This window comes from Methanococcoides mangrovi (genome assembly GCF_052057775.1).
Taxonomy (GTDB): Archaea; Halobacteriota; Methanosarcinia; order Methanosarcinales; family Methanosarcinaceae; genus Methanococcoides.
Genome location: NZ_CP195121.1, coordinates 1,411,433 through 1,434,715, shown reverse-complemented (window position 1 = coordinate 1,434,715; position 23,283 = coordinate 1,411,433). Strand labels below are relative to the sequence as shown.

Sequence of the window (23,283 nt, the reverse complement as noted above, 5' to 3'; positions counted from 1 at the left end):
ATAGCATGACCGAAAAACCACAAAGAATGACAGGCGCAAGAGCATTCGTCGAGTGCCTGTACAGGGAGAATGTCGAAGTCATATTCGGATACCCGGGCGGCGTGCTGCTCCCTATCTATGATGAACTCTATGATGCACACCTGCACCATCTGCTCGTCAGGCATGAGCAGGCAGCAGTCCATGCAGCCGAAGGATATGCAAGGGCTACCGGAAAGGTGGGTGTCTGCCTGGCAACATCAGGCCCAGGAGCAACAAACCTTGTCACAGGTATCGCAAACGCTTACATGGATTCAATTCCAATGGTGGCTTTCACCGGACAGGTACCAAGCTCAATGTTAGGTAATGATGCTTTCCAGGAAGCTAACATCACAGGCATAACAATGCCTATCACAAAGCACAACTACCTCGTACAGGATGCAAATGACCTCCCAAGGATCATAAAAGAAGCATTCCATATCGCTTCCACAGGCAGGCCAGGACCTGTACTTATTGATATGCCAAAGGATATTACGACCGACGAGATCGATTTCGTATATCCCGACAAGGTAGAGCTTCGCGGCTACAAGCCAACATACAAAGGCAACGCCCAGCAGATCAAAAGGGCTGCATCAGCCATAGCAAAGTCAAAGAGACCTGTTATCTACGCAGGTGGCGGAGTTATCGGCTCAAATGCAAGCAAGGAACTGTTGGCCTTTGCAGAGAAGATCAGGGCACCTGTCACAACAACCCTTACAGGTATCGGTGGCTTCCCGAACGACAATGACCTTTACCTCGGAATGCCTGGAATGCACGGTACGAAGTATGCCAACTATGCGATACAGGAATCCGATCTGCTGATAGCTGTCGGTGCACGTTTTGACGACAGGGTCACAGGAAAGATCCAGTCATTCGCACCAAATGCGAAGATCATCCACATTGACATCGATCCTGCAGAGATCTCAAAGAACGTCACTGTGGACATACCGATCGTCGGTGATGCAAAACATGTCCTCAAGTCACTTCTCTCACATGTAAGCGAATGTGATACAAAGGAATGGCTTGACAAAATCGCCATCTGGAAGAGGGACTTCCCGCTTCACTATGTCAACAGGGATGACGCGATCAAGCCACAGTATATCATCGAGCAGATCAACGAGGTATGCCCTGATGCGATCATCGTTACCGAGGTCGGACAGCACCAGATGTGGGCTGCCCAATACTTCAAATACAAAGAGCCACGCACATTCATATCCTCAGGTGGTCTGGGGACCATGGGATACGGATTCCCGGCAGCCATAGGAGCAAAACTGGGAAGACCTGACAAGGTCGTCTTCGACATTTCCGGTGACGGATCGTTCCAGATGAACTCACAGGAAATGGCAACTATTGTACAGAACGACATACCGATCATCATCGCACTGTTCAACAACGGTTATCTTGGAATGGTCAGGCAGTGGCAGGCATTGTTCTTCGAACACCGCTATTCACACACCACTATCGAGAACAGCGTTGACTTCGTAAAGCTTGCAGAAGCATATGGTGCACTCGGAATACGTGTGACCAAACCTTCAGAGGTCAGACCTGCTATCGAAAAGGCGGTCGAAGCGAACCGGCCTGTGATCCTCGACTTCATCATCGAAAGGGAGGAGAACGTATCACCAATGGTACCGGCAGGCGCAGCGATCAACGAGATACTTGACCTGGAGAAGATACAATGAAACATACACTTGCAGTTCTGGTAGAGAACAAATACGGTGTACTGGCAAGAGTTGCAGGGCTCTTCTCACGAAGAGGTTTCAACATTGACAGCCTTGCAGTGGGAATTACCGAAGACCCTACCATCTCAAGGATGACAATTGTCGTCCGTGGTGACGACCTTGTGCTCGAGCAGGTCACAAAACAGCTTAATAAGCTGATCGATGTCATACGTGTGACAGACCTTGGTGCTGAGGAATCGGTTGAGAGGGAACTGGCACTCATAAAAGTGAATGCAGATGCCAATACCCGTGCTGAGATCATCCAGATAGTGGATATCTTCAGGGCAAGGATCATTGATGTCGCTTCAAAGACAGTTACCATCGAGGTAACAGGAGATTCTGACAAGATCAAGGCGATCCAGACGTTGCTGAGACCTTTCGGAATCAAGGAAATGGCAAGGACCGGTAAGGTAGCACTTACAAGAGGTTCTAAAAGCTCATGATTGAATTAATTTGACTTATTAAAAATGGAGAAATGAATATGGTAGAAATGTTCTATGACAAAGACGCCGATCTTGGCGCACTTAAAGATAAAACAATAGCTGTAATGGGCTATGGAAGCCAGGGACACGCACAGGCCCAGAACCTTCACGACTCAGGACTCAATGTTGTCATTGGCCTTAGAGAAGGCAGCCGCCGCTGGAAACAGGCAGAGGACGATGGTCTTAAGGTAATGACAGTTGCAGAAGCTGCAAAGGCTGCAGACGTCATCCAGATACTCCTCCCTGACGAGGTCCAGTCAAAAATATACTATGCAGAGATCGAGCCAGGACTTGAAGCAGGCAACGCACTCGTATTCTCCCACGGATTCAACATCCACTACAACCAGATCATACCACCAAAAGATGTTGACGTCTACATGGTCGCACCAAAGAGCCCTGGCCACCTTGTAAGAAGGACATACAATGAAGGTGCCGGTGTACCTGGACTTATCGCTATCTACCAGGATGCAACAGGTAATGCACATGAGATGGCACTCGCACACGCAAAGGGTGTCGGCTGTACAAGGGCCGGTGTCATCGAGACAACCTTCCGCGAGGAGACCGAGACCGACCTTTTCGGTGAGCAGGTAGACCTCTGTGGCGGTGTCGCAAGCCTCATCAAGACCTCCTTCGAAGTACTCGTTGAAGCAGGTTACCAGCCGGAGATGGCATACTTCGAAACACTCCACGAGCTCAAGCTCATCGTTGACCTCATCCACGAGGGCGGTCTTGAGAAGATGTGGTACTCTGTATCCAACACCGCAGAATACGGTGGTCTTACAGTCGGTCCACAGGTCATCAACGAAGAGTCCCGTGAAGCAATGTACATTGCACTTGAGAGGATCCAGAACGGTGAGTTCGCACGTGAGTTCGTCCTTGAAGGACAGACAAACCACGCTGTGCTTACATCCATGGAACGCCTCGAGAACGAGCACCCTGTAGAGGTCGTTGGTAAGAAGCTCAGGGCAATGATGCCATGGCTCAACAGCGAGCTCAACGAAAAGTAAGCCTGAGAACGATATTAAAAATATGTTTTTTCAGGACAATCGTCCTGAAAAACCATTCTTTTTTTGATGATAACATGTCAGCTACTATAGAGACCATACTTGCACGAAGAAGTATCCGGGAATACACGGAGGAGACTGTTAGTAAAGAAGACATCAACACCATCCTTGATTGTGGCAGGTGGGCACCATCAGGCCTTAATAACCAGCCCTGGAAGTTCATCGTCATACGGGATGAAGATACCATCAAGGAACTGGCAGACTGCACACATTACTCAAAGATAGTCCTGCAGGCAAATCTCCTGATAGCAGTTTATCTTGATCAGGAGACCATGTACCATCACGACAAGGATGTGCTTGCCATCGGGGCTTCCATACAGAACATGCTTCTTGCATGCGAAGAGCTTGGACTTGGTGCCGTGTGGCTTGGCGAGATCCTCAAAAAGAGCGAGCAGGTCAATTCAATTCTTGAAGTCCCGAAAAGTCTTGAGCTCATGGCAGTCCTTGCTATCGGCCAGCCGATGGAAAAAGAGCGATCATCGACAAGAAAAGCTATAGAAGAGATCACATTCAACGAAAAGTATGGTGAGAAGTGGACAGGTGAGAACTGACACCTGCCACATTTTAATTTTAAGCTTTAAATTTAAGATCTTAAATTTACACTTTGGTCCTGGCCTTCCTGATCGCCTCTTTCCGAGCTGCAGCTGCTGCTTCACACTGACGGTTAGCACAATACTCCTTTGCATCCTTTCCCTGCTCTTTTATCCTTATAAAGTGCCATCCGCAACCATCACATATCTTATCTGCCAGAGTCAGCCTCCCTTTTTTCGGAACTGACTGGGTGTGTCCGCAACGTTTGGTACATCCAAGGAAACGTGAATCCTTTGTAGCAATAAGGAACATCTGGCCATCACAGGAAGGACACGGACCTATAACTTCAGGAGGGAAGCATTCCTTTTCCAGCTCGCATGAGAAACAAGGTCCGATCCCGATCGACCAGTAGTACTTATTCCCTACTTTAATAACGGCAATGCCATCCTTTTTGCACTCGCGGGAACGCTGTACGGCCAGTGCCCCTGCTTTTGGGAGAGGGTATGTGTTCTTGCACTGGGGATATCCGGTGCATCCCACAAACCGGCCATTGTCCGTACTTACCATGCGAAGCACACGTCCACATTCAGGACATGTACCCACGTGGTTCTTCTTGTCAGAAGCCACAGCCTCATCGGTTATCGTGCCCGCCATCTGTGAGACCATCAGTTCTCGGTTCTTCAGCAACTGGGAATACATCTCCTTGATAAGGACAGTGCCTTCCTCAAGGGCTTGCGGGAACTTCTTATCACCATCTTCAACTTCCTGAATGAGACCTTCGATCCGGGCACGGATATCCGGTTTGACAAGTATGGGAACTGAGCTGTTAAGTGCATCCATCAAAGTGAAACCGGTTTCCATTATAGCAATGGTCTTCCCCTTTGTCTCAAAATACCCACGTTTCTTGTTGGTTTCGATATGAGAAGGTGCAGTTGCCTTGGTACCGATACCATGCTTGTCCATGAGGGTCAGTAGTTCGGCTTCGGTAAGTCTCTTCGGGGGCGTGGTCTGTGACTTGATGTTGTTGATCTTCCTGACATCAACAACGTCCTTCTCTTCAAGGAGTGGAAGGAGCTTGTCCTGAGGTTTCTCAAAAGGATATACTGCTAGCCAGCCGGCGCTCTTCTGGACAGAACCCGTGGAATCGAAAAGCTCGTCCTCCACCGTCAGCTCAAATCGGGTCTTCTCAAAGATGGCCTCTGGCAGGAGGTTTGCAATGAAGTGTCTTACGATAAGATCATAGACATCCCATGCGCGGGGCATCTTGACCGCTTTTTCAACTTCCGCACGGGAGCCGGCCTTGATCGGATGGATAGGTGGGTGATCATGACCGTCCTTCTTCCCGTTACGTGGAGTGATCTTTTCCTGGGAAAGAAGAAGCATGGCAAAGTCCTGGTAGTCGCCTCTTGTAAAGCCCTGGAGGATCTTTTTGAAATCCATGTCATCAGCATACTTGTTGGTTTCTGTCCTCGGGTAACTTGTAAAACCGGAAAGATAGAGCTGTTCTGCGATCTCCAGTGCCTGTTCGGGGCTTACACCAAGATATTTGGATGAGCGCTTCAGGAACTCGTTGGTATTCAGAGGGAACGGCGGATTTGTCGTCATCTCCTTGACTGTCTTTTTCGATACCACCGCAGTCCTGCAATCTTTCAGCCTGTTGAATATAGCCTCGGCCTTTTCCTTCTCATAGATGTGACCTCCGCGGTGGGTTCCTGTAAAGTCGGTTCCTTTTCCGTTAAAGATCCCTTCTATCTTCCAGAAGTCCTTTGAATCGAACTTGCGTATAGCTAGCTCACGCTCATAGACGAAACCGCATGTGGGGGTCTGGCAGGGACCGATAGATAACACACCTTTGGTCTTTGCACGCTCCCTTACGGAGAGAGTTACAAAGCGGGTGAATGCCGCACCCATCTTCAGATCGAGTATCTGTCTTGCCTCCGCGGACATTGCCATGTTCTCATCCGGCTCCACAAGCTCGTTAAAGGCCTTTTCGATCTCACTTTTTGAAAGGGAGGAGAACCTCGCACGCCTGATGGTCGAGTTCGATACCTTTTCTGCAATGGACTTGGCCTCAAAGCCGATATTCTCCCCCTCCCTGTCAAAATCGCAGGCAAGCACGATAAGTTTTGCGTCCTTTGAAAGCTTCAGGATGGCACTGCCAAACTGGGCCTTTGTCACCTTTTTTACAGGATCGGTGTCCAGCAACAGTGCGGGATCGACATCCCTCCAGCTATTGAACTCATCGGGATAATCGTAACCCATGATGTGCCCTGCAAGTCCCATTACTTTCCAGAGGACACCGTTCCTCTGGAACTCATAGACAGGAACTCCATCTACAATAGTTCGTTTTGCGGAGCCTCCGGCCAATATGTTCGAGATCTGGGCTGCAGCTTTGTTCTTCTCAGTAAATACGACTGTGGTCATGGGAATCCAGGGTAAATAGAATGTTCAAGTAGCGGTACTGATCCTCAAAAAGGTGTGACATAAGATAGTACTAACAGTACATTAATTGTCGTATGGAAAGTTTGTATTCACAGGAACTTATCAAAAACTTCATTACCGTTCATACCAATATTATATTGGAGGGTAACCATGCAATGCACTGTTTGCGGAGTTGAAACTGAAAGTAAATACTGTAAAGACTGCGAAATGATAATGGAAGAAATAATCCAGAAAGTCGGGGAAAAGAGATGGAATGCGATCGACGATTGTTCCTACATTTATCCAATGATCGTAAGGGCAACCAAAGGGGAACTTACTGTCAATGATATAATCAATGCGATGGAAGTCGAAGATTAAGACCGATAATAGCATATTGGTAGCCGGAACCGGGAGTTCCTGCTGCCCATACTATCCTGTGATCATTTCCATATTCAACCGGACTTACGATCTCATCATAAAAAATAGTGAATGGACCTCATCTTGAGATCATAACATCCACTTTAGAGTGACGGACAACTTCCTCTGCAACGCTTCCGAGAAGTAATCTTGTCAGGCCGGTCTTACCAAGACTTCCCATTACAATAAGATCGATCTTATTCTCTTCAGCATACTTGATGATCTCCTCTGCAGGATGACCTTCAAGTACCACTGTCTCCACCTCAACATCACATGAAGAGCAGGCATCAGCAACCCTTTCAACGGCCTTTTTGGCCTCATCCATCATTACCTGGAATGGCACTTCCCATTGCATCATCCTTGAACCGATAGGCATCGAGGAAGATGGATGAATAGGCACCACACAGACAGCATATACCTTTGCACCAAGTTTCTTTGCAACATCGATACCCGATAAGACAGCAGTGTCAGCGTTCTCTGATCCGTCAGTAGCTATCAGGATCTTCTTATAGTCTTTAGCAGTCAGACAATTACCCCCTTGTTGATCTGTTAGACGTGCATAGCGCACCTGTATACATAAATATTGACCTCACTGATATATGAACTTTCCCAAAACATAAAAAGAGATAGGAATGCAGGGACTATGAAACATATATATGTATCATTGCTGTATTGATTCCTAAGAACGCCTACGATCATTCTAAAAATCACTATTTGGAGTAACAATGACATTAATGGAAGATGCAAAGAAGGGCCTTATCACTCCTGAGATCAAAAGTGTTGCAGAAGTGGAAGGCATCGATGCAGATACGGTTAGATCCTGTGTTGCAAAAGGCCTTGTGACGATCCCCCGGAACGTCAAGGGAAAATCCCGACCTTTTGGCATCGGGAAATACATGAGCGTGAAGATCAACGCAAATATAGGAACCTCCAGGGACTTTGTGGACATTGATGACGAAGTCGAGAAAGCAAAGGTCGCTGTAGAATATGGTGCTGACACGATAATGGACCTTTCCACAGGTGGTGACCTTGACCTGATACGCTCAAGGATCATGGATGCAGTGGATGTACCAATAGGCACCGTCCCGATATACCAGGCTGCGGCTTCCCACAAGACGGTCGTTGATATGACATCCGATGACATGTTCAACGCAGTACGCAAACATGCCGAGGATGGAGTTGATTTTGTAACCGTACATGCAGGTGTCAACTACAATGCAATTGAAAGGCTCAAGAACAGCGACAGGATCACGAACATGGTCAGCCGTGGCGGTTCATTCACCTTTGCATGGATGATACACAACGAACAGGAGAATCCATTCTATGCCGAGTATGACTATCTTGTAGAGATAGCAAAGGAATATGACCTTACATTAAGTCTGGGTGATGGAATGAGACCTGGATGTATCCATGATGCATCCGACGGACCGAAGTTCATGGAATTCATAACTCTCGGAGAACTTGTGAGCAAAGCAAGACAATCAAACGTACAGACTTTTGTAGAAGGACCCGGACACGTACCTCTCAATGAGGTTGAGCTCAGTGTAAGAGCGATGAAAGAGCTCTGCCACGAAGCACCACTGTACCTGCTCGGCCCCCTTGTCACTGATATTGCACCTGGCTATGACCATATTACAGGAGCTATCGGCGGCACACTTGCCGGTATGTGCGGTGCAGACTTCCTATGTATGACCACACCCGCAGAACACCTTGCACTGCCAACAGCCGAGGATATTCGTGAAGGAGCTACCGTTACCAGAATAGCAGCTCATGCTGCCGACCTTACCCGTGACGGACAGAAGGAACGGGCAAGAGCAGTAGACGAAAGGATGGCAAGGGCCCGTGCAGAGCTTGACTGGGATACACAGTATGCAACTGCTATTGACACTGAAAGGGCACGTAATATCAGGGAAAGCAGATACACCGGAAGCGATGCATGTTCAATGTGTGGTGAACTTTGCGCAATGAAGATCGTCAAGAGCGCGCTTGAGGAAAGCAGGCAGAAGGAAAATTGATCCTTCTTACGTTCTTTTTGCCAAAATTCTAATTATTTTAGATTTGTGTCTGGAATTCGTGCTACTGGTTTTCTTATTTTTTGTTCTTTTTGTTTATTTTCTTTTATTCTTTTTATTTTTATTTTTATTTTCTTCTTTTTTTGATTTTTTAATAGTCACTTCATTCCTGTTTTGTTCTGTTCTTATCCACCCATTCCAGGAATTTCCCTTTGAGTTCTAACTTATTCCTGATATTAACCTGAAGATACTCCAGGTTCTCAGACCTGTCGAAATATAGGAAAGTTTAAATTGTAATGTAGTCATACCAAGACTTGTCGATATATAGACGGGTTTGTAGATAGAGAGAGGTGTTGCAATGGGCATTCTGGCTGATCAGGACAAACAGGAAAAAGAGACTGTTATCGAAACAATTGGTTTGAAAAAGAGCTACTACTTGACAGATGTTGAGGTTCCCATACTTCATGACATAAACATCAAAATTAAAAAAGGGGAATTCGTAGCAATAATGGGACCTTCGGGTTCCGGAAAAAGTACTCTTATGAACATGCTTGGATGTCTTGACAGGCCCACTGCCGGACATGTGATGGTCATGGGGATGGACATCAACAGGATCTCCGATACCGAACTGGCAAAGCTCAGGGGAATGGAGATAGGGTTCGTTTTCCAGAACTTCAACCTTGTCTCCAGGCTCTCTGCCCTCCAGAACGTTCTTTTGCCAACCTATGCAAACCACCGGCCGAATACCGACATGGATAAGCGTGCCCGGAAGCTGCTCGATCTCGTGGGACTTTCAGAACGCATGCACCACAAACCTACCGAGCTATCAGGAGGACAATCCCAGAGAGTTGCCATTGCACGGGCACTGATCAACGATCCGGCCATAATCCTTGCAGATGAGCCTACAGGAAATCTTGATTCAAAAACAAGCGTTGAGATCATGCAACTCTTTTCAGACCTTCACAGGAAAGGAAGTACGATAATCATGATCACTCACGACCCTGAGACCTCTGAATATGCTGACAGGACGATCCATGTAAAGGACGGCTATATTGAGAACAATTAAGGTGATCATAATGCAAAGAAGTAACCTGAAGATAACAAAAGAATTCCCCTCACTTGTGGTCCTGTTGATGGTGCTCACATGTATGCTCAGCCCTGTATCTGCACAGGAAAGCAGTGTCACAAGCCTTGATGTGGATGTGCAGAAGTACGAACCATATCCGGCAGAGATAGGACAATACGTTGATGTCTGGATAAAGGTCGAAAACTATCGGTCAGGACAATCCGATGATGTATCTATCAAGCTGGTACCCGAATACCCACTCTCCCTGGATTCCGAAAACAACGCTATTAAAAATATCGGTATCCTTTCACCCGGCAGTGCATCCGTGCAGGAATACCGCCTTTACGTTGATGAAAATGCGAAGCCTGGAACCGCTACTTTTGATGTGTACTACAGAAGCGATAGTGACAGCTCCTGGTTAAAGAACACTTTTGAGATGAAAGTAGGATCTACGACATTTGAAAGCAGGGGAACACTTGAACTGGAAGAGGTCAAAGCTTATCCGGGAGTTTTCAGCCCGAGTGATACAGGGATGATCAGTTTTACACTCACCAACAGTGCCACACAGAACACTATAACGTTCGAAGGCAAGGACTACGATACCAATGCACGCATCCAGTCTGCTTCCCTTTCAGGATCCAGCATCCTTGTAACCAGCGGAGTTCAGGAAGCAGGCATCATCGGACCGGGTAATTCGGCCACACTGACATTCAACATAGAGGCCCCCGAGGATACTCCGGACGGAACATACTATCTTGACCTCTCTGTTATCGGAAACTCACATGCGTACAATAACAACTGGAGAGTTCCAATCACTGTTGACAGTTCGGCCCTCAAGATGATCCCTTCCAAGCCTATGACACTTGTCAACGGAGAAGGCAAGATCCAGTTCGATGTGGCTAACCTTCATCCGAATACACTCTCATCCGTAAGCATCAGGCCTGAAGCAGAAGGAGTAAAGTTCTCACCAGCAGAGTATTTTGTCGGGACCATGAAACCTGATGAGCTCTTTACCATCGAGTTCACAGCAGTGGTGGCAGATGAAAAAACACTTACGCCACTTACACTGACAGCAGACTACAGGAACGGTTTTAACGAGCACTCCATCTCTGAAGAGATCGGCAGCTTTGAGATCACTGAGGAAAATAATGGAAGCGGCGCCACAACTGCAGCCACTGCATTTGGACTTGTGATCGTTGCAGGATCCAGCCTCTTGGTCTACAGGAAGAAGAAACAGGACAAAATTCAGGATTGATGGACATGGTCAGCCTCAGGCAGTCACTTGAGATCGCAACAGGAAGCATATTCAGCTCAAAGCTTCGTTCCACCCTGACAACCCTGGGAATTGTAATAGGAGTAGCTGCAGTTATAGCAAATGTTGCTATTGGTGCAAGTTTTAACCAGTACTTTGATGAGGAGATCGGGACAATTGGATCGAACTTCATATATGTCGGGACAAATGAGCCGAATATCCTTTTTGATAATGAACTGGAGGTCGTCAGGAACACACCCGGAGTTGTGAGAGCTTCCCCTCTCAATGAACAGGTTGCTGAGGTGACATACATGTCTGACTCGAGAAGAGTGACGATCATGGGGGTTGCTGGCGACTATGATGAGGTCGCCAACCTTCGGCTTAGTGAAGGAAATTTCCTCAAGGACAATGACCAGTATGTTGCCGTCATTGGAAATGACATCTCCGTTGACACATTTGACCGAACACTTGCCAATAAGAACTCAATTGACATAACGTTCCGGACAAGAGATGGGGAGATCATTACGCAGACCTTCCAGGTAAAAGGAATAGTGGAAAAATCCGAAGCCAGTATGATCTCAACAGGAATGAACCCTGACAACCGCATTTTCATCCCGATAAGCACCATGAACGAGATCCTCTCTGTGGACGATTATTCAGGCATATTCGCAGAAGGTGAATCCATAGATACCGTTAGCGAGACCTCGGAGGAGATCGACAAACGCCTTGGAAGATATCTGGGAATATCATCAAGGGATATGGAAAAGGATGACGTGAAACCCTACTTCATTGTTGACCAGCAGGAGTTACTCGAAGAGGCCGGAAGCCTTTCAGATGCCCTTACTGCACTTCTGACAGCAGTTGCCCTGATCTCACTGGTGGTTGGTTCTATTGGTATCATGAACATAATGCTGGTCACGGTCACAGAACGCACATCTGAGATAGGGCTGATGAAAGCTATCGGTTACTCAAACTATGATGTGCTGACGATGTTCATTGTTGAATCTGCTGTTGTGGGAACCATCGGAGGTGTGCTTGGGGTCATCCTCGGATGCGCTGGAGCTTTTGGTGCTGCCACCTTCATGAGCCTGCCAGTGGTCCTTCCAGCAGGGAAGATATTCGCAGGTTTCGTGGTATCCATAATTGTCGGTCTGATAGCAGGTGCCTACCCTGCTAACAAAGCTGCGAAGATGAAACCTGTGGATGCATTGAGACATGATTGAAAAATGGAAGATGAAGTTATAGATCAATGAAAAAAATAGGATGTGAATGCGATGATTGACAGCTGGATATTTTTCCAGATAAACGCAATATTGTTCCTGACATTTGGAGTACTGGCAATAGCAGGTACATTGTTCTGGCTCTGGATGCTTGTCAACTGTGCAATGAACGAGCCGTCACAGGGTAATGATAAGCTCATATGGGTAATTATAATAATATTTGCTCAGTTGATCGGAGCGTTGATCTATTTCTTCATCAGAATAACGAAAAGGATCGCACAGAAAGTTGCAATGGATTAAGAAAATAATAAAGATATAAATAAAAATAGAAAGAATAGAGTAAAGGATGGGGTACTATGAAAGAAAGAGGAATGAACAGTATGATAAGAGACTTCTTTGGTGTGGTCACTCGTAAACAGACCTACCTGAACCTCACATACCTGTTGTTCTCTTTCCCGCTTGGGACAGCTTATTTCATATTCCTTGTGACCGGTCTCTCAATGGGACTGGGGCTGTCAATAACACTTATCGGGATCCCCATCCTGCTTTTGATGCTTGTGGCATGGTGGGAGCTGGCATCCTTTGAGAGGCAGCTTGCCATCTGGCTGCTTGGAATTGACATACCACCGATGGAACCAAGGAAGATCTCGAACCAGAAGGTCTCAGAGAAACTGAAAGGATATATCTTCAACCCGGTTACATGGAAAGGACTGGTCTTCCTCTTTATCAAGTTCCCGCTTGGCATCTTTACACTGATAGTCTTCTTCACTCTCCTTGTATCCACACTGGTATTGATATCAGTGCCTTTTATCTACAACACAGGTTACGTTGATTTCGGATTCTTCAAAGTAGAAACTTTAGGATTATCACTGGTTATGATGACCGGAGGACTGCTTCTGGGATTTGTCTCACTGCACATCATGAACGCGCTCGCAAAGCTTTCCGGATTACTTGCCTACAACCTGCTTGGAAGTACAGCTTCAGCAAGCGCCAGGGAAAGTGATTACACATACATAGAGGATATCGAGGATATCGATCTGGAAGATGATGCTGAGGAGGATCCTGAAGAAGAGATCGAAGACCGCTTCAAAGAAGACGTATTGCCGGGAACAATGGATGAACCAGAAAAAGGTAAGCAAAACTAAAGATACGATAGGATTATGAACTCAAATTAAAACTATAAGATAGACGGATCAGCAGAACATAAAGGATCAGTAAAACCAATACATTCCGGACTATAATCAAACTTCCATCTTAGCCAGATCATCGTAGAAGTCAAGTATAAGTAATGTAAGCTCGTTATCAAGGTTCAAGCTAAAGGTGCGTATCTGCTTACCAAGGCGTTTCTCTGTGACGATGTTCGCATTGAGAAGGGGTTCGATGACCCTTGCAACACTTGAGTGGGAAAGACCGGTCTCATCCGCAATACCTGACAGATACGTAGATTCACCTTTATGGTGAATGAGGTTTTTCAGAACAGTTATCTGCGCTGTCTTTCCGAATATTTTTTCAAGTCCATCCATTAGTATCAACTTAAAATATACAATTATGACTTATAAGACTTTCTAATAATTGGCTGGTCAATTCAAAATATGAAGAGACCTTCTTATATTTAGAAAGGCTTTAATAATATCATCCTTTAATAATTATCCATATTTCAAAGTTGTGGTATATATGAAAAAGGAAACGCTTGACAAAGACATCCTGAAACTTCTTGAGGAACAGCCCGACATTAGCACAAAAGAGATCGCAGCGAGGCTCTCTGCTCCTGAAGAAGAGGTTGCAAAAAGGGTAGCAGCCCTTTCAGATACAAGGGAAATGATCCTTATTGTGGATGATGAACCGGATGCCGTCATCGCTACCAAAAGAGCACTCGAAGCAGACGGATATAATGTGATCACTGCAGAGAACGGCTCTATGGCATTCGAGATGTTAAGATCAGACATCCCTGACGTGATACTTCTCGATGTAATGATGCCAGACATGGATGGCTTTGAGGTATGCAAACGACTGAAAGATGATCCGGCTTACAAGGACATACCTGTCATAATGCTCACTGCAAAGGGAGAGATCGATGACAAGGTTGGCGGCCTTAGTATTGGCGCAGATGACTACGTGACAAAGCCTTTCAACCTGAAGGAGCTGAAAGCAAGAATCAAAACAGTGTTAAGAAGAGCACAGGACTAAAACTATAACGCACATATTGTGCTGACCTCTCATGTTTGCCAAAAAAAGCAGATGGAATGCAGCTATCGTTCTTATCATAACGATGCTCTTTATCAGCTCGATCCTTTTTTTGGGGATCAGGGCCAATGCAGAGGTCGAAGAGCAGTTCATAGACCAATTCACGCAGGGCCAAACATCACAGGCACAGCAGATCTCCACCGGCATAACGACCTTCCTTAATGAAAAGGTCACCATGCTGGAGGTTCTTTCCATACAACCCCACCAGATACCTGATGATAATTTCACAAACACGTTCGAAAACATATACAAGAGATCAAAAGGTTTCTACGTGATCGAATATGTGAATGAGAACGGAACAATAGTTTCAGGATATCCCGAAGAGAACACTCCGCTGGGATACAACCTTTACGAAAATGAAAAAAGCATTGCATTTGACATAGTACAGCAGACAGGTGAGACATACATCACTGACCCTCTGACAACATTCGAAAAAGAACTGGCGATCTATGTCTGGGTACCTGTATATGTCGGCAAGGATGACTTTGAGGGTGCCTTTATAGCGGTCATCGAGATCGATGAGATCGCGGAGGAGACAATAAAAACGGAAAATCCGGCAGGATATATCTACCTGATCAACGATGATGCAAGACTCCTGTACGACAGTGTTGAAACAGACCTTATCGGAAAGAACTATTTCGACATTGTGAACGAACCGGATGTCAGCCGCTTTGAGATAATCGGCAGGCAGACCGAAGGACTTTCGGGTAGCGGTACTTTCTCGGAAAGGAACGAGAATGGATTCCTGGAAAAGAAGATCATATCCTACGAACCCGTGATATGGAAGAACCAGCAATGGTCCGTAGGTGTTGTTACACCCCTCTGGTATGTGGAATCCCTGGTACAGTCAATATACGTGAAACAGGGACTTTTCGCAATGATCTCTGTTGCATTCATCCTCTTCATAGGATCATTCATCGCGCTGATCCTGTTCTCCTGGAACAAGACACTTGAGGACGAAGTGAAAAGCAAGACATCAGAACTGGAGAGATCGAACGAGTACCTGCAAAATGCAAACCGGAAGCTGAAAGAGCTTGACAGGCTCAAGAACGACTTCGTGTCAATGGTATCACATGAACTGAAGACACCACTGACCGCAATGAAGACCTCCAGCGAATTCCTGAAGGAAACTGAATGCGATCAGGAAGTCAAAGAAGAGATGCTTGCCCTCATCATAAGGAATATCGACCGCCAGTCAAGGATGGTGGATGACCTGCTGGACATCTCAAGGATCGAATCCGGCAGGATGAAGTTCAATCCTGAAGATGTAAATGTCAGGGAGATCATTGAAACTTCCCTCCAGACAGTTGAGAAGCAGTCGAAGGATAAAGCAATCAATATCAAAGTAGAATGTCCGGAAGAGAGACTTACGATCAGGACCGACAAGGACAAACTTATCAGAGTCTTTGTGAACCTCCTGACGAATGCGATCAAGTTCACACCACATGACGGAGAAGTACAGGTCAGCGTAGCAGACACCGGAAACTACCTTGAGGCAAAAGTGAAGGATAATGGTATCGGAATACCACCTGAGAAGCGTGAGAAGATATTCGACAAGTTCTACCAGGTGGACAGCACAGCCACGAGAAAGGCAGGAGGTACCGGCCTTGGACTTGCCATCATCAAGGGCATCATCGACGGACAGGGCGGAAGCATATCCGTGGAAAGTGAGACCGGAAAGGGCAGTACATTCACATTCAGATTACCAAAAGAACTAAAGGAAGAAGACTTCACAGAGATAGAGCAGATTTAAGTGAGAGACATGAAATTAAAGATCAAAGCATTATCAGGCCTCATCATTTTAGCGGTGATCATCCTTAGCGGATGCACTTCCATAGATGAAGAGAGCTTCAATGCCGATATTGAAGGATATGCGGACCCAATTGCAGAGAATGCACTCCAGGCAATCAATGAGAAGAATTATACCAGATTCTCCGCAGATCTTGACCCGACAATGAAAAAAGCATTTACAGAAGAAGTATTCCTCAAATCCGCAAACATCGTTAACGATGAACTTGGCAATTATACATCAAAGGAACTGCTGGAGATCAATGCCGGTGAGAAACACACTGTTGTCATATACAAGACCAATTTCGAGAAGCAGACCGATGATGTGATCCTGAGGCTTATATTCGTTAATTCTGGCGGAGAAGTAGAGCTCAAAGGGATCTGGCTGGAATCATCACAATTGCAAAAACGCATGGCTCTGGAAAGATAAATTGAACACCAGAGTCATTCGACCTTTTTAAAGGATCATTTTGCTCTATCTTGCATCTTTTTTTTCTTTTTCTTATTAATCTAAAAACACAAGTGAACGCAACAAGCTCCGTATTAAAATTAAAAAAGAGAAAAAAGAAGTAATCAGAAGAGAACTTCGAGTTGGAAGGGAGTGTGTGGTGTTTGTGTGTGTTTAAGGGTAGTGACTCATCAGTTGTTCAAGAAACTACTCAAAGTTCTCTGCCAATGTACAATTCAGTAAAGGAGCGAATAATACATAAACCTTTCTATAAATAGACAGGTTTTGTGATATATATATCTAGTTGCTATGAGTCATAAAGAAAATGCCGTTAAGCTTATAGCCAATCAAACACATCTATTGGTTCAGTAGCACCTGAAAATTGAATGACGTTCAATTTTTCAGATCAAACAAATTAAAATGGGCTCGTGGTCTAGCTGGTCATGACGTCGCCTTCACACGGCGGAGGTCGGGTGTTCGAATCTCCCCGGGCCCATCTGACTTTTCTGATGCGCTTGATTGCGGTTTTTCTAGTTGAGAGAGCCTCTGCTCCAGCGAAGCTAGGCGGGTTTCGAGGGATGAATGAGTATTTGGTTGTACAACTGTGTTTTCATCGAAGTCTTCGTCTAATGAAATCAAAAACAAAGGTTTTCCGTTGTATTCTGTTTCAAAAACGTGTGCAATCTCGCCAGCAATGCTTGCGTACGACTGCGGCAATCTTATCATTGGATACACAACATTTGCTTTTGGTTTATGTTTTATAATTTTGAATTTACCTATTGATTTCATTACTTAGCGCCCCAATATGGTGAAAGGTACAATAGTTGTACAACTATTAAATTGTGCGCATTGACATATATATCTTTCGTAACACGTTATTATTTTTAATAGTTTTACAAGGCATTGATTTTATACAAAAACTTTATATATATGGGATTCTGCGAGCCGTATAGTGAGGGGTTTTGGGGCCGTCGCGCTTTCCTTTTGGTTTTTGTGCGGCCGTCCTTTCGGTTGGAAAATTCTCAACCGCATTTTACCTTCATAAACCCTGCATAATTAAGATGCAGCGAGGAAGGATTGTATCAGTAGCAGGAATGCTGAAAATTTGACGGAAGAGTTCCTAGCATTCTGTAAATAAGTAGGTATTTCATAGCCATGCTGTTGCTCTACAATCCGTGCGAACTTGCGAAGGTGCAGGTGTCAGTGAAAACAACACTGACTATAGTAGCTGTATCCGCTGTCTTAGATACATGTACAGCATGTGGGCCGCCTTAATCTGTCTGAAGGATAAATTGGTTACCTGAGGGCAGAAACCACTGACAATGGGTAACGGGCAGACCTAATGTAAAGAATAAAAAATTGTGAATCGCTTAAAAATAAAAATCCTCCAATAAATTGAGGCAAAATCAAAAGTGGCTCTGCAGATTGAATTTTTGTTCAGCCCCCCTCTTTCTAGATGTTTTTTATCATTTTAATGAGGGTGATCCTGGATACTACTCTCAAATGCATGAGCTTTGCTTTTGAAAAAATAATACATTGTAAATTTAATTTTAAGGAGAATAGAATGAATAACTTAGAATATAAAGGGGAACTTTTTGATTTCCCTCATGAAAGTGAGGAATTAAAACCTCAGGAAGAAATGGAAGAAATACCAAGAAAAGCACTTGAAAAATACAGAGAAGCAAAAGATAAAGAAGCTTCAATTGAACCAGAAGAAGAACCGGCTCAATCCAGTTTAGAGAGGATTACCAGATCGTTTGTAATCACTGATGATGGAATCTATCTGAGTGTCATGGATAAAGCTGGCTGGCCTGAGTTTGCATACATGGAAAATGGCCAACTGTCTTATGCATCTAGCATCCAGAAAGACGGACAGGAAATCTATCCTCAGCACCTTCCGATTTCAAACGGCTCTTACGTTCCAATTGTTGGGGTGCCAATCAGGGAGTCCATTGATGATGCACCAGATGTGGAACCAGATGATTTATTTGAACTAATCTACAATCACATGAGGAAATATATTGATGCTCCTGATACCGATATGGAGATGTTCATTCATTATATCCTGTTCACATGGTTCTACAAGAAACTCAATACTACCCCATACCTCCGATTTATTGGGGATACAGGAAAGGGGAAATCGAGATTTTTGAAGGTTGTCTCTGATCTCTGCTTTTATCCAATAACTGCAGAAGGGGCAAGTACTTCAAGTGGGATTATGAGATTCAAGGAACAATGGCATGGAACCCTTAAAATAGATGAGGCTGATTTCAAAGGAGGCACCGAGAGTGAGATCATAAAATACCTCAATCTCGGCTTCGAGGAAGATCATCCGTTCATCAAAACTAACAAGGCCAACCATAAGGAGCAAGAATTCTTTGATCCTTTCTGCCCCAAGGTTATTGCGATGCGGGAGCCTTTCAAAGATATGGCGACGGAGGGGCGATTGTTATCGTTTGCTCCGAGGGAAACGACTAGAAAAGACATCCCGTCAAATCTGCCACCCGAATACAAAGAAAATGTACACAAGATTCGTGGACTAATAACTCGTTTTGTGCTGCGGAACTGGAAATCTGTAGATCCCAATAATCTCATAGATTGTAATAATATGGAAATTGAAGCGCGCTTGAAGCAGCTAACTATTCCACTGTCATTAACACTGCAACTAATGCCTGACGGAGAAGAAAAGTTCAAGGGCTACATTGCCCGGCGGCAGGATGAGATCAAAGAAGTACGCTCTCAAGCGTGGGAAGGAACGATGTTCAATTATGTCCTTACACTTGCAAACGGCGAAGATGAACCGCATCCTGATTTTACTCAATATTCTACGGATGATGGGATTTTGGCCGTCACACCTTCAATGGTTGCAAAAGGTCTTGGAACAAGTGCTAAAACGGCATCTCAGACCCTAGCAAGCATAGGCATGACAACTGAACAAAAGACCGTGAGACTGCAAACAGGATCTAAGAAAACCCGCCTGTATGTTGTACCTGATGAAAATGTCTGGCGTGAAATTATTCAGCGGTATTACTATGCGGATGGAGATTCAGTCGATAGAAATCCACCATGTCCTGAAGTGTTAAAATCCAGGAGATATGCAGCAATAAGAGTTGAGTGATGGAACAGATGGTACACATGGAACACTTGCTAGACGTACAGTAAGGTAGAATGCATGGTACGCTTTTACCCATATATTGTTATCATGTTTTGATAATAATACATTGTACTACTCAGTATCATGCATTGCACTGTACAGATAAGAAGTGTTCTAACTGTTCCATGTGTTCTTTTTTAACAAAGATTTGTGACATCGACTAAAGAGTCGTAGACATCGACTTTTTTTAAACTTAAAAATTAAACATAGGAGAGATTACAATTAATGACAAAGTAAAAAATCAAATAGATAGTTGGAGAAAACAAGGCATTGCTCCAATATATGAAGAGTGGCCCGAAGGGCTTACTGATAGCCTCGGAGAATATGCAGCTGCGGAAGCAATTAGATTCATTAAGAAGCGTTTCTAGGAAACTAAAAGTTATCGTGAATATTATTTTTGCATACCATACTTGACATTCGAAATAGAGCCGGATTTACTATTTGTTCATTGGGATGATACACCAAATAAAAAACGTTTGAACTAATGAGACATTAAAGTGTTCATTACAAGTGGAACAGATAATGCACCTGGAACACTTCCTAATGGCCATCAAAATTCGGGATTCAATTCCCAGAGACTCTACATTTTTTGAATGAAGCAGTTTGAATCTTGACCTCCGCACATAAAATTGGGGATATAGGTAAGTCCGAAAACCCGAACTTTCAGGATAAATAGAGGTGGTATTGTAGGAGTAGTAAATCATCTCTTAATTGAGCCTCAGTCATATTCAATTACCAAATATATGTTGTATCATATGATTGGTCTTGAATAATAGTTGAATCATCCATTTCAATGGCTTCAATACTTTTCCAAAAAATAGCTTTTATAGTACCATCTTCATTTAATAGTATTATATTTCCATTGAAAATATCTTCTATTTTTCCATAAATAGTTCCAGAATTAATTATTATATAGACATATGGAAACTCTTTAGAATAAGAACTTATTATTTGCTTTTTCCATTCAGCAAGCAAAACTTTTGATTTCTTATAGACAAGGTATAACGAAATGATGCTAAAAATCATTCCAAGTATGTAAATCGTTAATAAAATGTTCCATTGGGCAGGTAATATATCTTTTATCAATTCATACGAAGCGAGTGTATCATTTAACGATAACTTAAAAAACAAGTTATCAATGTTCTTTATGAAAATATTGTATAAAGAATAATATATGACATAATTAGTACCGATTGTTACTCCACCAACTAATGAACAAGTATAAAGTAAAGCATGAGATTTCCGATCAGGTTCCCTACTTTGAGTTAGAGAGAGTTTATTTTTATGTATAAAAAGTAAAAATGCTGCAATAAACAAAAAAACAATCAAGATATTCAGATAAGTTCCAAATAATAAGTCGGCATTTTCTACCACATCGATTGTGATTTATATCTAAAATCACTTTGATATACTAATTGTAGAAACTTTAAAACAATATAACTTCCTATAGTTGCATAAATAATCCCTATTAGGATAAAAGCACTCGTAAACAAGGGTATAATTTTCTTATAGAAATCTATAAACCCCATGTCTTTAAGAGCCTCTTTTATAGGTGAATTCATCTTAAGAAAATCCATACACCTATTCCTACTACTCTTATTCATTGCTTTCTCAAAATAAATGGCATAAGCTCCAGTTATGACAACTAAAGGAATTATTATAGACAATATTGATTCTACAAATTCAGCTATTGTGAATAGTTTTTCAATACTTAGCAAATTTTTATCACATCGTCAACTAGATAGATAGAATAATATCTGAAAATTATTTAAGAATTACCATACAATTTTCTTACAGCAACGGTGTTCAAATTCAAATCCTCATTTTCTCTTACCCTCTTCTTTATATCCTGAAATATACTCCTTCCTACTTCTTTCAGCTTCCTTCTGTGGCATCTCAAGAATAATCTTCATGAGCTTTTCCTCATTCACAAATACCTGAGCTTGCTTCACATCTAATTCCTGTTCATCAATGTTGTTGGCTTCCTTGCCGATGTAAACAACACCATCAGAATGAACATGCTTCCTCTCAAGAGTTCCAGTATCACCATTGAACTTATGCTCAGGATGTTCCACATACTGCATTATTGTCCTGCTCAATGGTTTGAAATAATGAGATCCCTCCACCCTCTTTTTTAATAGGGGATTAAGGATTTCAACCTAAAATCAGATGAAAAACTTTATCGTGTATTGTTGTCTACACAGTAACTACAAATCAAAATCGCAGGAATCATCGATGAGTTTTAAAATATTTATAAGCTATAGTACGAAAGACGTTGAACATATAAACCCAATCTTAAGTCAACTTTCGACTATACAGAATACTGAGATATTTTATGCTGATAAAACACTGAACCCCGGCGACAATATTGATCAAATAATAATTAATAATATTAAAAATTCAGATGTTTTTCTTATGTTTAATAGTGAATCTGCTCTAAAATCAAACTATGTTCAGCAAGAAATAGGAGTAGCAAAATCAAACAATAAGATCATCATTCCTATACTATTAGATTCAAATAAGCCAACTGCTATGCTAAATGGAATTAATTATCTGAATTTTTATGATCAATCAAAGAAAGAAGCCGAGTTTGATCGACTATATAATTATATCATTCGCAATGTTCAAAGTAAAAACCAAAATCAATTATTGACGTTTCTTGGAATATTGGGGATTGGATATCTATTATCAAGATCAGAAGACGAAAATGAAGATGATGCGTATTATTGAGTTGAGTAAGACTGAAGGTATTCCCGATGCGATTCTCTGAGGAGATGCAGTTGGAAATGTGGGAAAGTAATTAATAACTATTTTATTTCGATACTCACTGAAACATTCAATTAAATTAATTAATATCATAATATTTTTATAGATTATTAGTTAATATTCACTAGGTGTATAAAAAATGCAAATTTTCTTAAGTTTCGCATATGATGAAGATATTGAACAGGTTAATGGTTTTAGAGGAATGTTAGATAATCCAAACGCAGGTATAAATTTTGTCGATGGCTCATGCAAGAAAGATTACAAAGGCAAGCCTGATTACGAAATTGAACAATATATCAAATCATTAATCGACAAATCGTCTGTAACGGTCTGCTTAATTTCAGGTGAAACAAAAAAAAGTGAATGGGTCAACAAGGAATTGGAAATTAGCCAATCTAAAAATAAAGGAATTGTAGGAATAGTATTAAAAGGAAAAAATGAAGAAATCAAGAGTTATTCCGATTGTCCTAAAATATTTGATAATAAAAAGTATTTCGTTTATTATTGGGACGAACCTGAAAATATGCAAAAGAAGGTTCAAGAAGCTGAAAAAAGGAGATAATCATTATCCCTTTTTTATGTTTTCTTTTATCAGTTGATTATGCACAATTAAAAATGTAATAGTTCAATTTAATACATAACTCTCGAATTTATTATTCATAATTCCTTGCGATGTCATTTA

The 23,283-nt window shown here is 43.0% G+C and carries 22 protein-coding genes and 1 tRNA gene; 18 read left to right on the top strand and 5 right to left on the bottom strand.

The window, feature by feature from the left end; genetic code table 11:
• Window positions 1–5: 5 nt before the first annotated feature.
• The 4 genes from ACR3I3_RS07320 (at window position 6) to ACR3I3_RS07305 (ending at window position 3,833) form a co-directional block, all read left to right on the top strand.
• Entirely contained in the window at window positions 6–1,697 is a 1,692-nt protein-coding gene (locus tag ACR3I3_RS07320; RefSeq protein WP_440951609.1) for an acetolactate synthase large subunit, read from the top strand.
• Complete coding sequence (ilvN, locus tag ACR3I3_RS07315) at window positions 1,694–2,179, top strand: acetolactate synthase small subunit (protein WP_440951608.1); 486 nt, start codon at window positions 1,694–1,696, stop codon at window positions 2,177–2,179. Before ACR3I3_RS07320 ends, ilvN begins: the two co-directional genes overlap by 4 nt.
• A 38-nt stretch (window positions 2,180–2,217) precedes the next feature.
• A complete protein-coding gene (ilvC, locus tag ACR3I3_RS07310) occupies window positions 2,218–3,225 on the top strand; it encodes a ketol-acid reductoisomerase (RefSeq protein ID WP_440951607.1) in 1,008 nt (335 codons plus the stop codon).
• Between the two features lie 74 nt (window positions 3,226–3,299).
• Window positions 3,300–3,833, top strand: a complete 534-nt coding sequence (locus tag ACR3I3_RS07305) for a nitroreductase family protein (protein ID WP_440951606.1) — start codon at window positions 3,300–3,302, stop codon at window positions 3,831–3,833.
• A gap of 46 nt (window positions 3,834–3,879) precedes the next feature.
• Here the strand turns inward: ACR3I3_RS07305 and ACR3I3_RS07300 are convergent, their stop codons facing one another.
• Window positions 3,880–6,237, bottom strand: a complete 2,358-nt coding sequence (locus ACR3I3_RS07300) for a DNA topoisomerase I (protein ID WP_440951605.1) — start codon at window positions 6,235–6,237, stop codon at window positions 3,880–3,882.
• A gap of 168 nt (window positions 6,238–6,405) precedes the next feature.
• Between ACR3I3_RS07300 and ACR3I3_RS07295 the strand changes: the two genes are divergently transcribed.
• Window positions 6,406–6,612, top strand: a complete 207-nt coding sequence (locus ACR3I3_RS07295; protein WP_440951604.1) for a hypothetical protein — start codon at window positions 6,406–6,408, stop codon at window positions 6,610–6,612.
• Window positions 6,613–6,730: 118 nt separating this feature from the next.
• Here ACR3I3_RS07295 and ACR3I3_RS07290 read toward each other — a convergent pair whose 3' ends face one another.
• Window positions 6,731–7,219 carry a universal stress protein gene (locus ACR3I3_RS07290; RefSeq protein WP_440951603.1) on the bottom strand — a complete coding sequence of 163 codons (489 nt, stop codon included), beginning with the start codon at window positions 7,217–7,219 and terminating at the stop codon, window positions 6,731–6,733.
• A gap of 157 nt (window positions 7,220–7,376) precedes the next feature.
• Here ACR3I3_RS07290 and thiC point away from each other — a divergent pair, with 157 nt between their 5' ends.
• The 6 genes from thiC (at window position 7,377) to ACR3I3_RS07260 (ending at window position 13,346) form a co-directional block, all read left to right on the top strand.
• Entirely contained in the window at window positions 7,377–8,666 is a 1,290-nt protein-coding gene (gene thiC / locus ACR3I3_RS07285) for a phosphomethylpyrimidine synthase ThiC (RefSeq protein ID WP_440951602.1), read from the top strand.
• A gap of 355 nt (window positions 8,667–9,021) precedes the next feature.
• Window positions 9,022–9,729: an ABC transporter ATP-binding protein gene (locus tag ACR3I3_RS07280; protein ID WP_440951601.1), complete on the top strand. Its 708-nt coding sequence runs from the start codon at window positions 9,022–9,024 to the stop codon at window positions 9,727–9,729.
• 10 nt (window positions 9,730–9,739) lie between these two features.
• Window positions 9,740–10,984, top strand: coding sequence for a COG1361 S-layer family protein (locus tag ACR3I3_RS07275; protein ID WP_440951600.1), 1,245 nt, complete (start codon window positions 9,740–9,742; stop codon window positions 10,982–10,984).
• A 5-nt stretch (window positions 10,985–10,989) separates the two neighbouring features.
• Window positions 10,990–12,204 carry an ABC transporter permease gene (locus ACR3I3_RS07270; protein WP_440953768.1) on the top strand — a complete coding sequence of 405 codons (1,215 nt, stop codon included), beginning with the start codon at window positions 10,990–10,992 and terminating at the stop codon, window positions 12,202–12,204.
• Between the two features lie 51 nt (window positions 12,205–12,255).
• On the top strand, window positions 12,256–12,501 hold the full coding sequence (locus ACR3I3_RS07265) for a PLDc N-terminal domain-containing protein (protein ID WP_440951599.1): 246 nt from the start codon (window positions 12,256–12,258) through the stop codon (window positions 12,499–12,501).
• A gap of 56 nt (window positions 12,502–12,557) precedes the next feature.
• Window positions 12,558–13,346: a sensor domain-containing protein gene (locus ACR3I3_RS07260; protein ID WP_440951598.1), complete on the top strand. Its 789-nt coding sequence runs from the start codon at window positions 12,558–12,560 to the stop codon at window positions 13,344–13,346.
• 96 nt (window positions 13,347–13,442) lie between these two features.
• Here ACR3I3_RS07260 and ACR3I3_RS07255 read toward each other — a convergent pair whose 3' ends face one another.
• Entirely contained in the window at window positions 13,443–13,724 is a 282-nt protein-coding gene (locus ACR3I3_RS07255; protein ID WP_440951597.1) for a MarR family transcriptional regulator, read from the bottom strand.
• 151 nt (window positions 13,725–13,875) lie between these two features.
• Between ACR3I3_RS07255 and ACR3I3_RS07250 the strand changes: the two genes are divergently transcribed.
• From ACR3I3_RS07250 to ACR3I3_RS07230, 5 genes are all read left to right on the top strand, one after another.
• On the top strand, window positions 13,876–14,388 hold the full coding sequence (locus ACR3I3_RS07250; RefSeq protein WP_440951596.1) for a response regulator: 513 nt from the start codon (window positions 13,876–13,878) through the stop codon (window positions 14,386–14,388).
• A 31-nt stretch (window positions 14,389–14,419) separates the two neighbouring features.
• Window positions 14,420–16,198 (top strand): sensor histidine kinase, encoded by a 1,779-nt coding sequence (locus ACR3I3_RS07245; protein WP_440951595.1) that lies wholly within the window; start codon window positions 14,420–14,422, stop codon window positions 16,196–16,198.
• A gap of 9 nt (window positions 16,199–16,207) precedes the next feature.
• Window positions 16,208–16,663 (top strand): DUF3887 domain-containing protein, encoded by a 456-nt coding sequence (locus tag ACR3I3_RS07240; protein ID WP_440951594.1) that lies wholly within the window; start codon window positions 16,208–16,210, stop codon window positions 16,661–16,663.
• Between the two features lie 440 nt (window positions 16,664–17,103).
• Window positions 17,104–17,177: transfer RNA gene (locus tag ACR3I3_RS07235), tRNA-Val, on the top strand.
• 1,011 nt (window positions 17,178–18,188) lie between these two features.
• Window positions 18,189–19,799, top strand: coding sequence for a hypothetical protein (locus ACR3I3_RS07230; protein ID WP_440951593.1), 1,611 nt, complete (start codon window positions 18,189–18,191; stop codon window positions 19,797–19,799).
• A gap of 768 nt (window positions 19,800–20,567) precedes the next feature.
• Here the strand turns inward: ACR3I3_RS07230 and ACR3I3_RS07225 are convergent.
• Both ACR3I3_RS07225 and ACR3I3_RS07220 read right to left on the bottom strand, forming a co-directional pair.
• Window positions 20,568–21,209 carry a hypothetical protein gene (locus tag ACR3I3_RS07225; RefSeq protein WP_440951592.1) on the bottom strand — a complete coding sequence of 214 codons (642 nt, stop codon included), beginning with the start codon at window positions 21,207–21,209 and terminating at the stop codon, window positions 20,568–20,570.
• Between the two features lie 446 nt (window positions 21,210–21,655).
• Window positions 21,656–21,919 carry a hypothetical protein gene (locus ACR3I3_RS07220; protein ID WP_440951591.1) on the bottom strand — a complete coding sequence of 88 codons (264 nt, stop codon included), beginning with the start codon at window positions 21,917–21,919 and terminating at the stop codon, window positions 21,656–21,658.
• A gap of 151 nt (window positions 21,920–22,070) precedes the next feature.
• On the opposite strand from ACR3I3_RS07220, the gene ACR3I3_RS07215 reads away from it, so the two are divergent.
• Window positions 22,071–22,565: a toll/interleukin-1 receptor domain-containing protein gene (locus ACR3I3_RS07215; RefSeq protein ID WP_440951590.1), complete on the top strand. Its 495-nt coding sequence runs from the start codon at window positions 22,071–22,073 to the stop codon at window positions 22,563–22,565.
• 175 nt (window positions 22,566–22,740) lie between these two features.
• Entirely contained in the window at window positions 22,741–23,163 is a 423-nt protein-coding gene (locus tag ACR3I3_RS07210; protein WP_440951589.1) for a TIR domain-containing protein, read from the top strand.
• Window positions 23,164–23,283 lie beyond the last annotated feature (120 nt).

What these genes read in the sequence shown, in the direction of transcription:
- ACR3I3_RS07240 (WP_440951594.1), top strand. Translation starts at nt 16,208, where the DNA reads ATGAAATTAAAGATCAAAGCATTATCAGGCCTCATCATTTTAGCGGTG.
- ACR3I3_RS07270 (WP_440953768.1), top strand. Translation starts at nt 10,990, where the DNA reads ATGGTCAGCCTCAGGCAGTCACTTGAGATCGCAACAGGAAGCATATTC.
- ACR3I3_RS07230 (WP_440951593.1), top strand. Translation starts at nt 18,189, where the DNA reads ATGAGCTTTGCTTTTGAAAAAATAATACATTGTAAATTTAATTTTAAG.
- ACR3I3_RS07320 (WP_440951609.1), top strand. Translation starts at nt 6, where the DNA reads ATGACCGAAAAACCACAAAGAATGACAGGCGCAAGAGCATTCGTCGAG.
- ACR3I3_RS07255 (WP_440951597.1), bottom strand. Translation starts at nt 13,724, where the DNA reads ATGGATGGACTTGAAAAAATATTCGGAAAGACAGCGCAGATAACTGTT.
- ACR3I3_RS07305 (WP_440951606.1), top strand. Translation starts at nt 3,300, where the DNA reads ATGTCAGCTACTATAGAGACCATACTTGCACGAAGAAGTATCCGGGAA.
- ACR3I3_RS07245 (WP_440951595.1), top strand. Translation starts at nt 14,420, where the DNA reads ATGTTTGCCAAAAAAAGCAGATGGAATGCAGCTATCGTTCTTATCATA.
- ACR3I3_RS07250 (WP_440951596.1), top strand. Translation starts at nt 13,876, where the DNA reads ATGAAAAAGGAAACGCTTGACAAAGACATCCTGAAACTTCTTGAGGAA.
- ACR3I3_RS07215 (WP_440951590.1), top strand. Translation starts at nt 22,071, where the DNA reads ATGAGTTTTAAAATATTTATAAGCTATAGTACGAAAGACGTTGAACAT.
- ACR3I3_RS07265 (WP_440951599.1), top strand. Translation starts at nt 12,256, where the DNA reads ATGATTGACAGCTGGATATTTTTCCAGATAAACGCAATATTGTTCCTG.
- ACR3I3_RS07300 (WP_440951605.1), bottom strand. Translation starts at nt 6,237, where the DNA reads ATGACCACAGTCGTATTTACTGAGAAGAACAAAGCTGCAGCCCAGATC.
- ACR3I3_RS07260 (WP_440951598.1), top strand. Translation starts at nt 12,558, where the DNA reads ATGAAAGAAAGAGGAATGAACAGTATGATAAGAGACTTCTTTGGTGTG.
- ilvN (WP_440951608.1), top strand. Translation starts at nt 1,694, where the DNA reads ATGAAACATACACTTGCAGTTCTGGTAGAGAACAAATACGGTGTACTG.
- ACR3I3_RS07275 (WP_440951600.1), top strand. Translation starts at nt 9,740, where the DNA reads ATGCAAAGAAGTAACCTGAAGATAACAAAAGAATTCCCCTCACTTGTG.
- ACR3I3_RS07295 (WP_440951604.1), top strand. Translation starts at nt 6,406, where the DNA reads ATGCAATGCACTGTTTGCGGAGTTGAAACTGAAAGTAAATACTGTAAA.
- ACR3I3_RS07210 (WP_440951589.1), top strand. Translation starts at nt 22,741, where the DNA reads ATGCAAATTTTCTTAAGTTTCGCATATGATGAAGATATTGAACAGGTT.
- ACR3I3_RS07280 (WP_440951601.1), top strand. Translation starts at nt 9,022, where the DNA reads ATGGGCATTCTGGCTGATCAGGACAAACAGGAAAAAGAGACTGTTATC.
- ilvC (WP_440951607.1), top strand. Translation starts at nt 2,218, where the DNA reads ATGGTAGAAATGTTCTATGACAAAGACGCCGATCTTGGCGCACTTAAA.
- thiC (WP_440951602.1), top strand. Translation starts at nt 7,377, where the DNA reads ATGACATTAATGGAAGATGCAAAGAAGGGCCTTATCACTCCTGAGATC.
- ACR3I3_RS07220 (WP_440951591.1), bottom strand. Translation starts at nt 21,919, where the DNA reads ATGCAGTATGTGGAACATCCTGAGCATAAGTTCAATGGTGATACTGGA.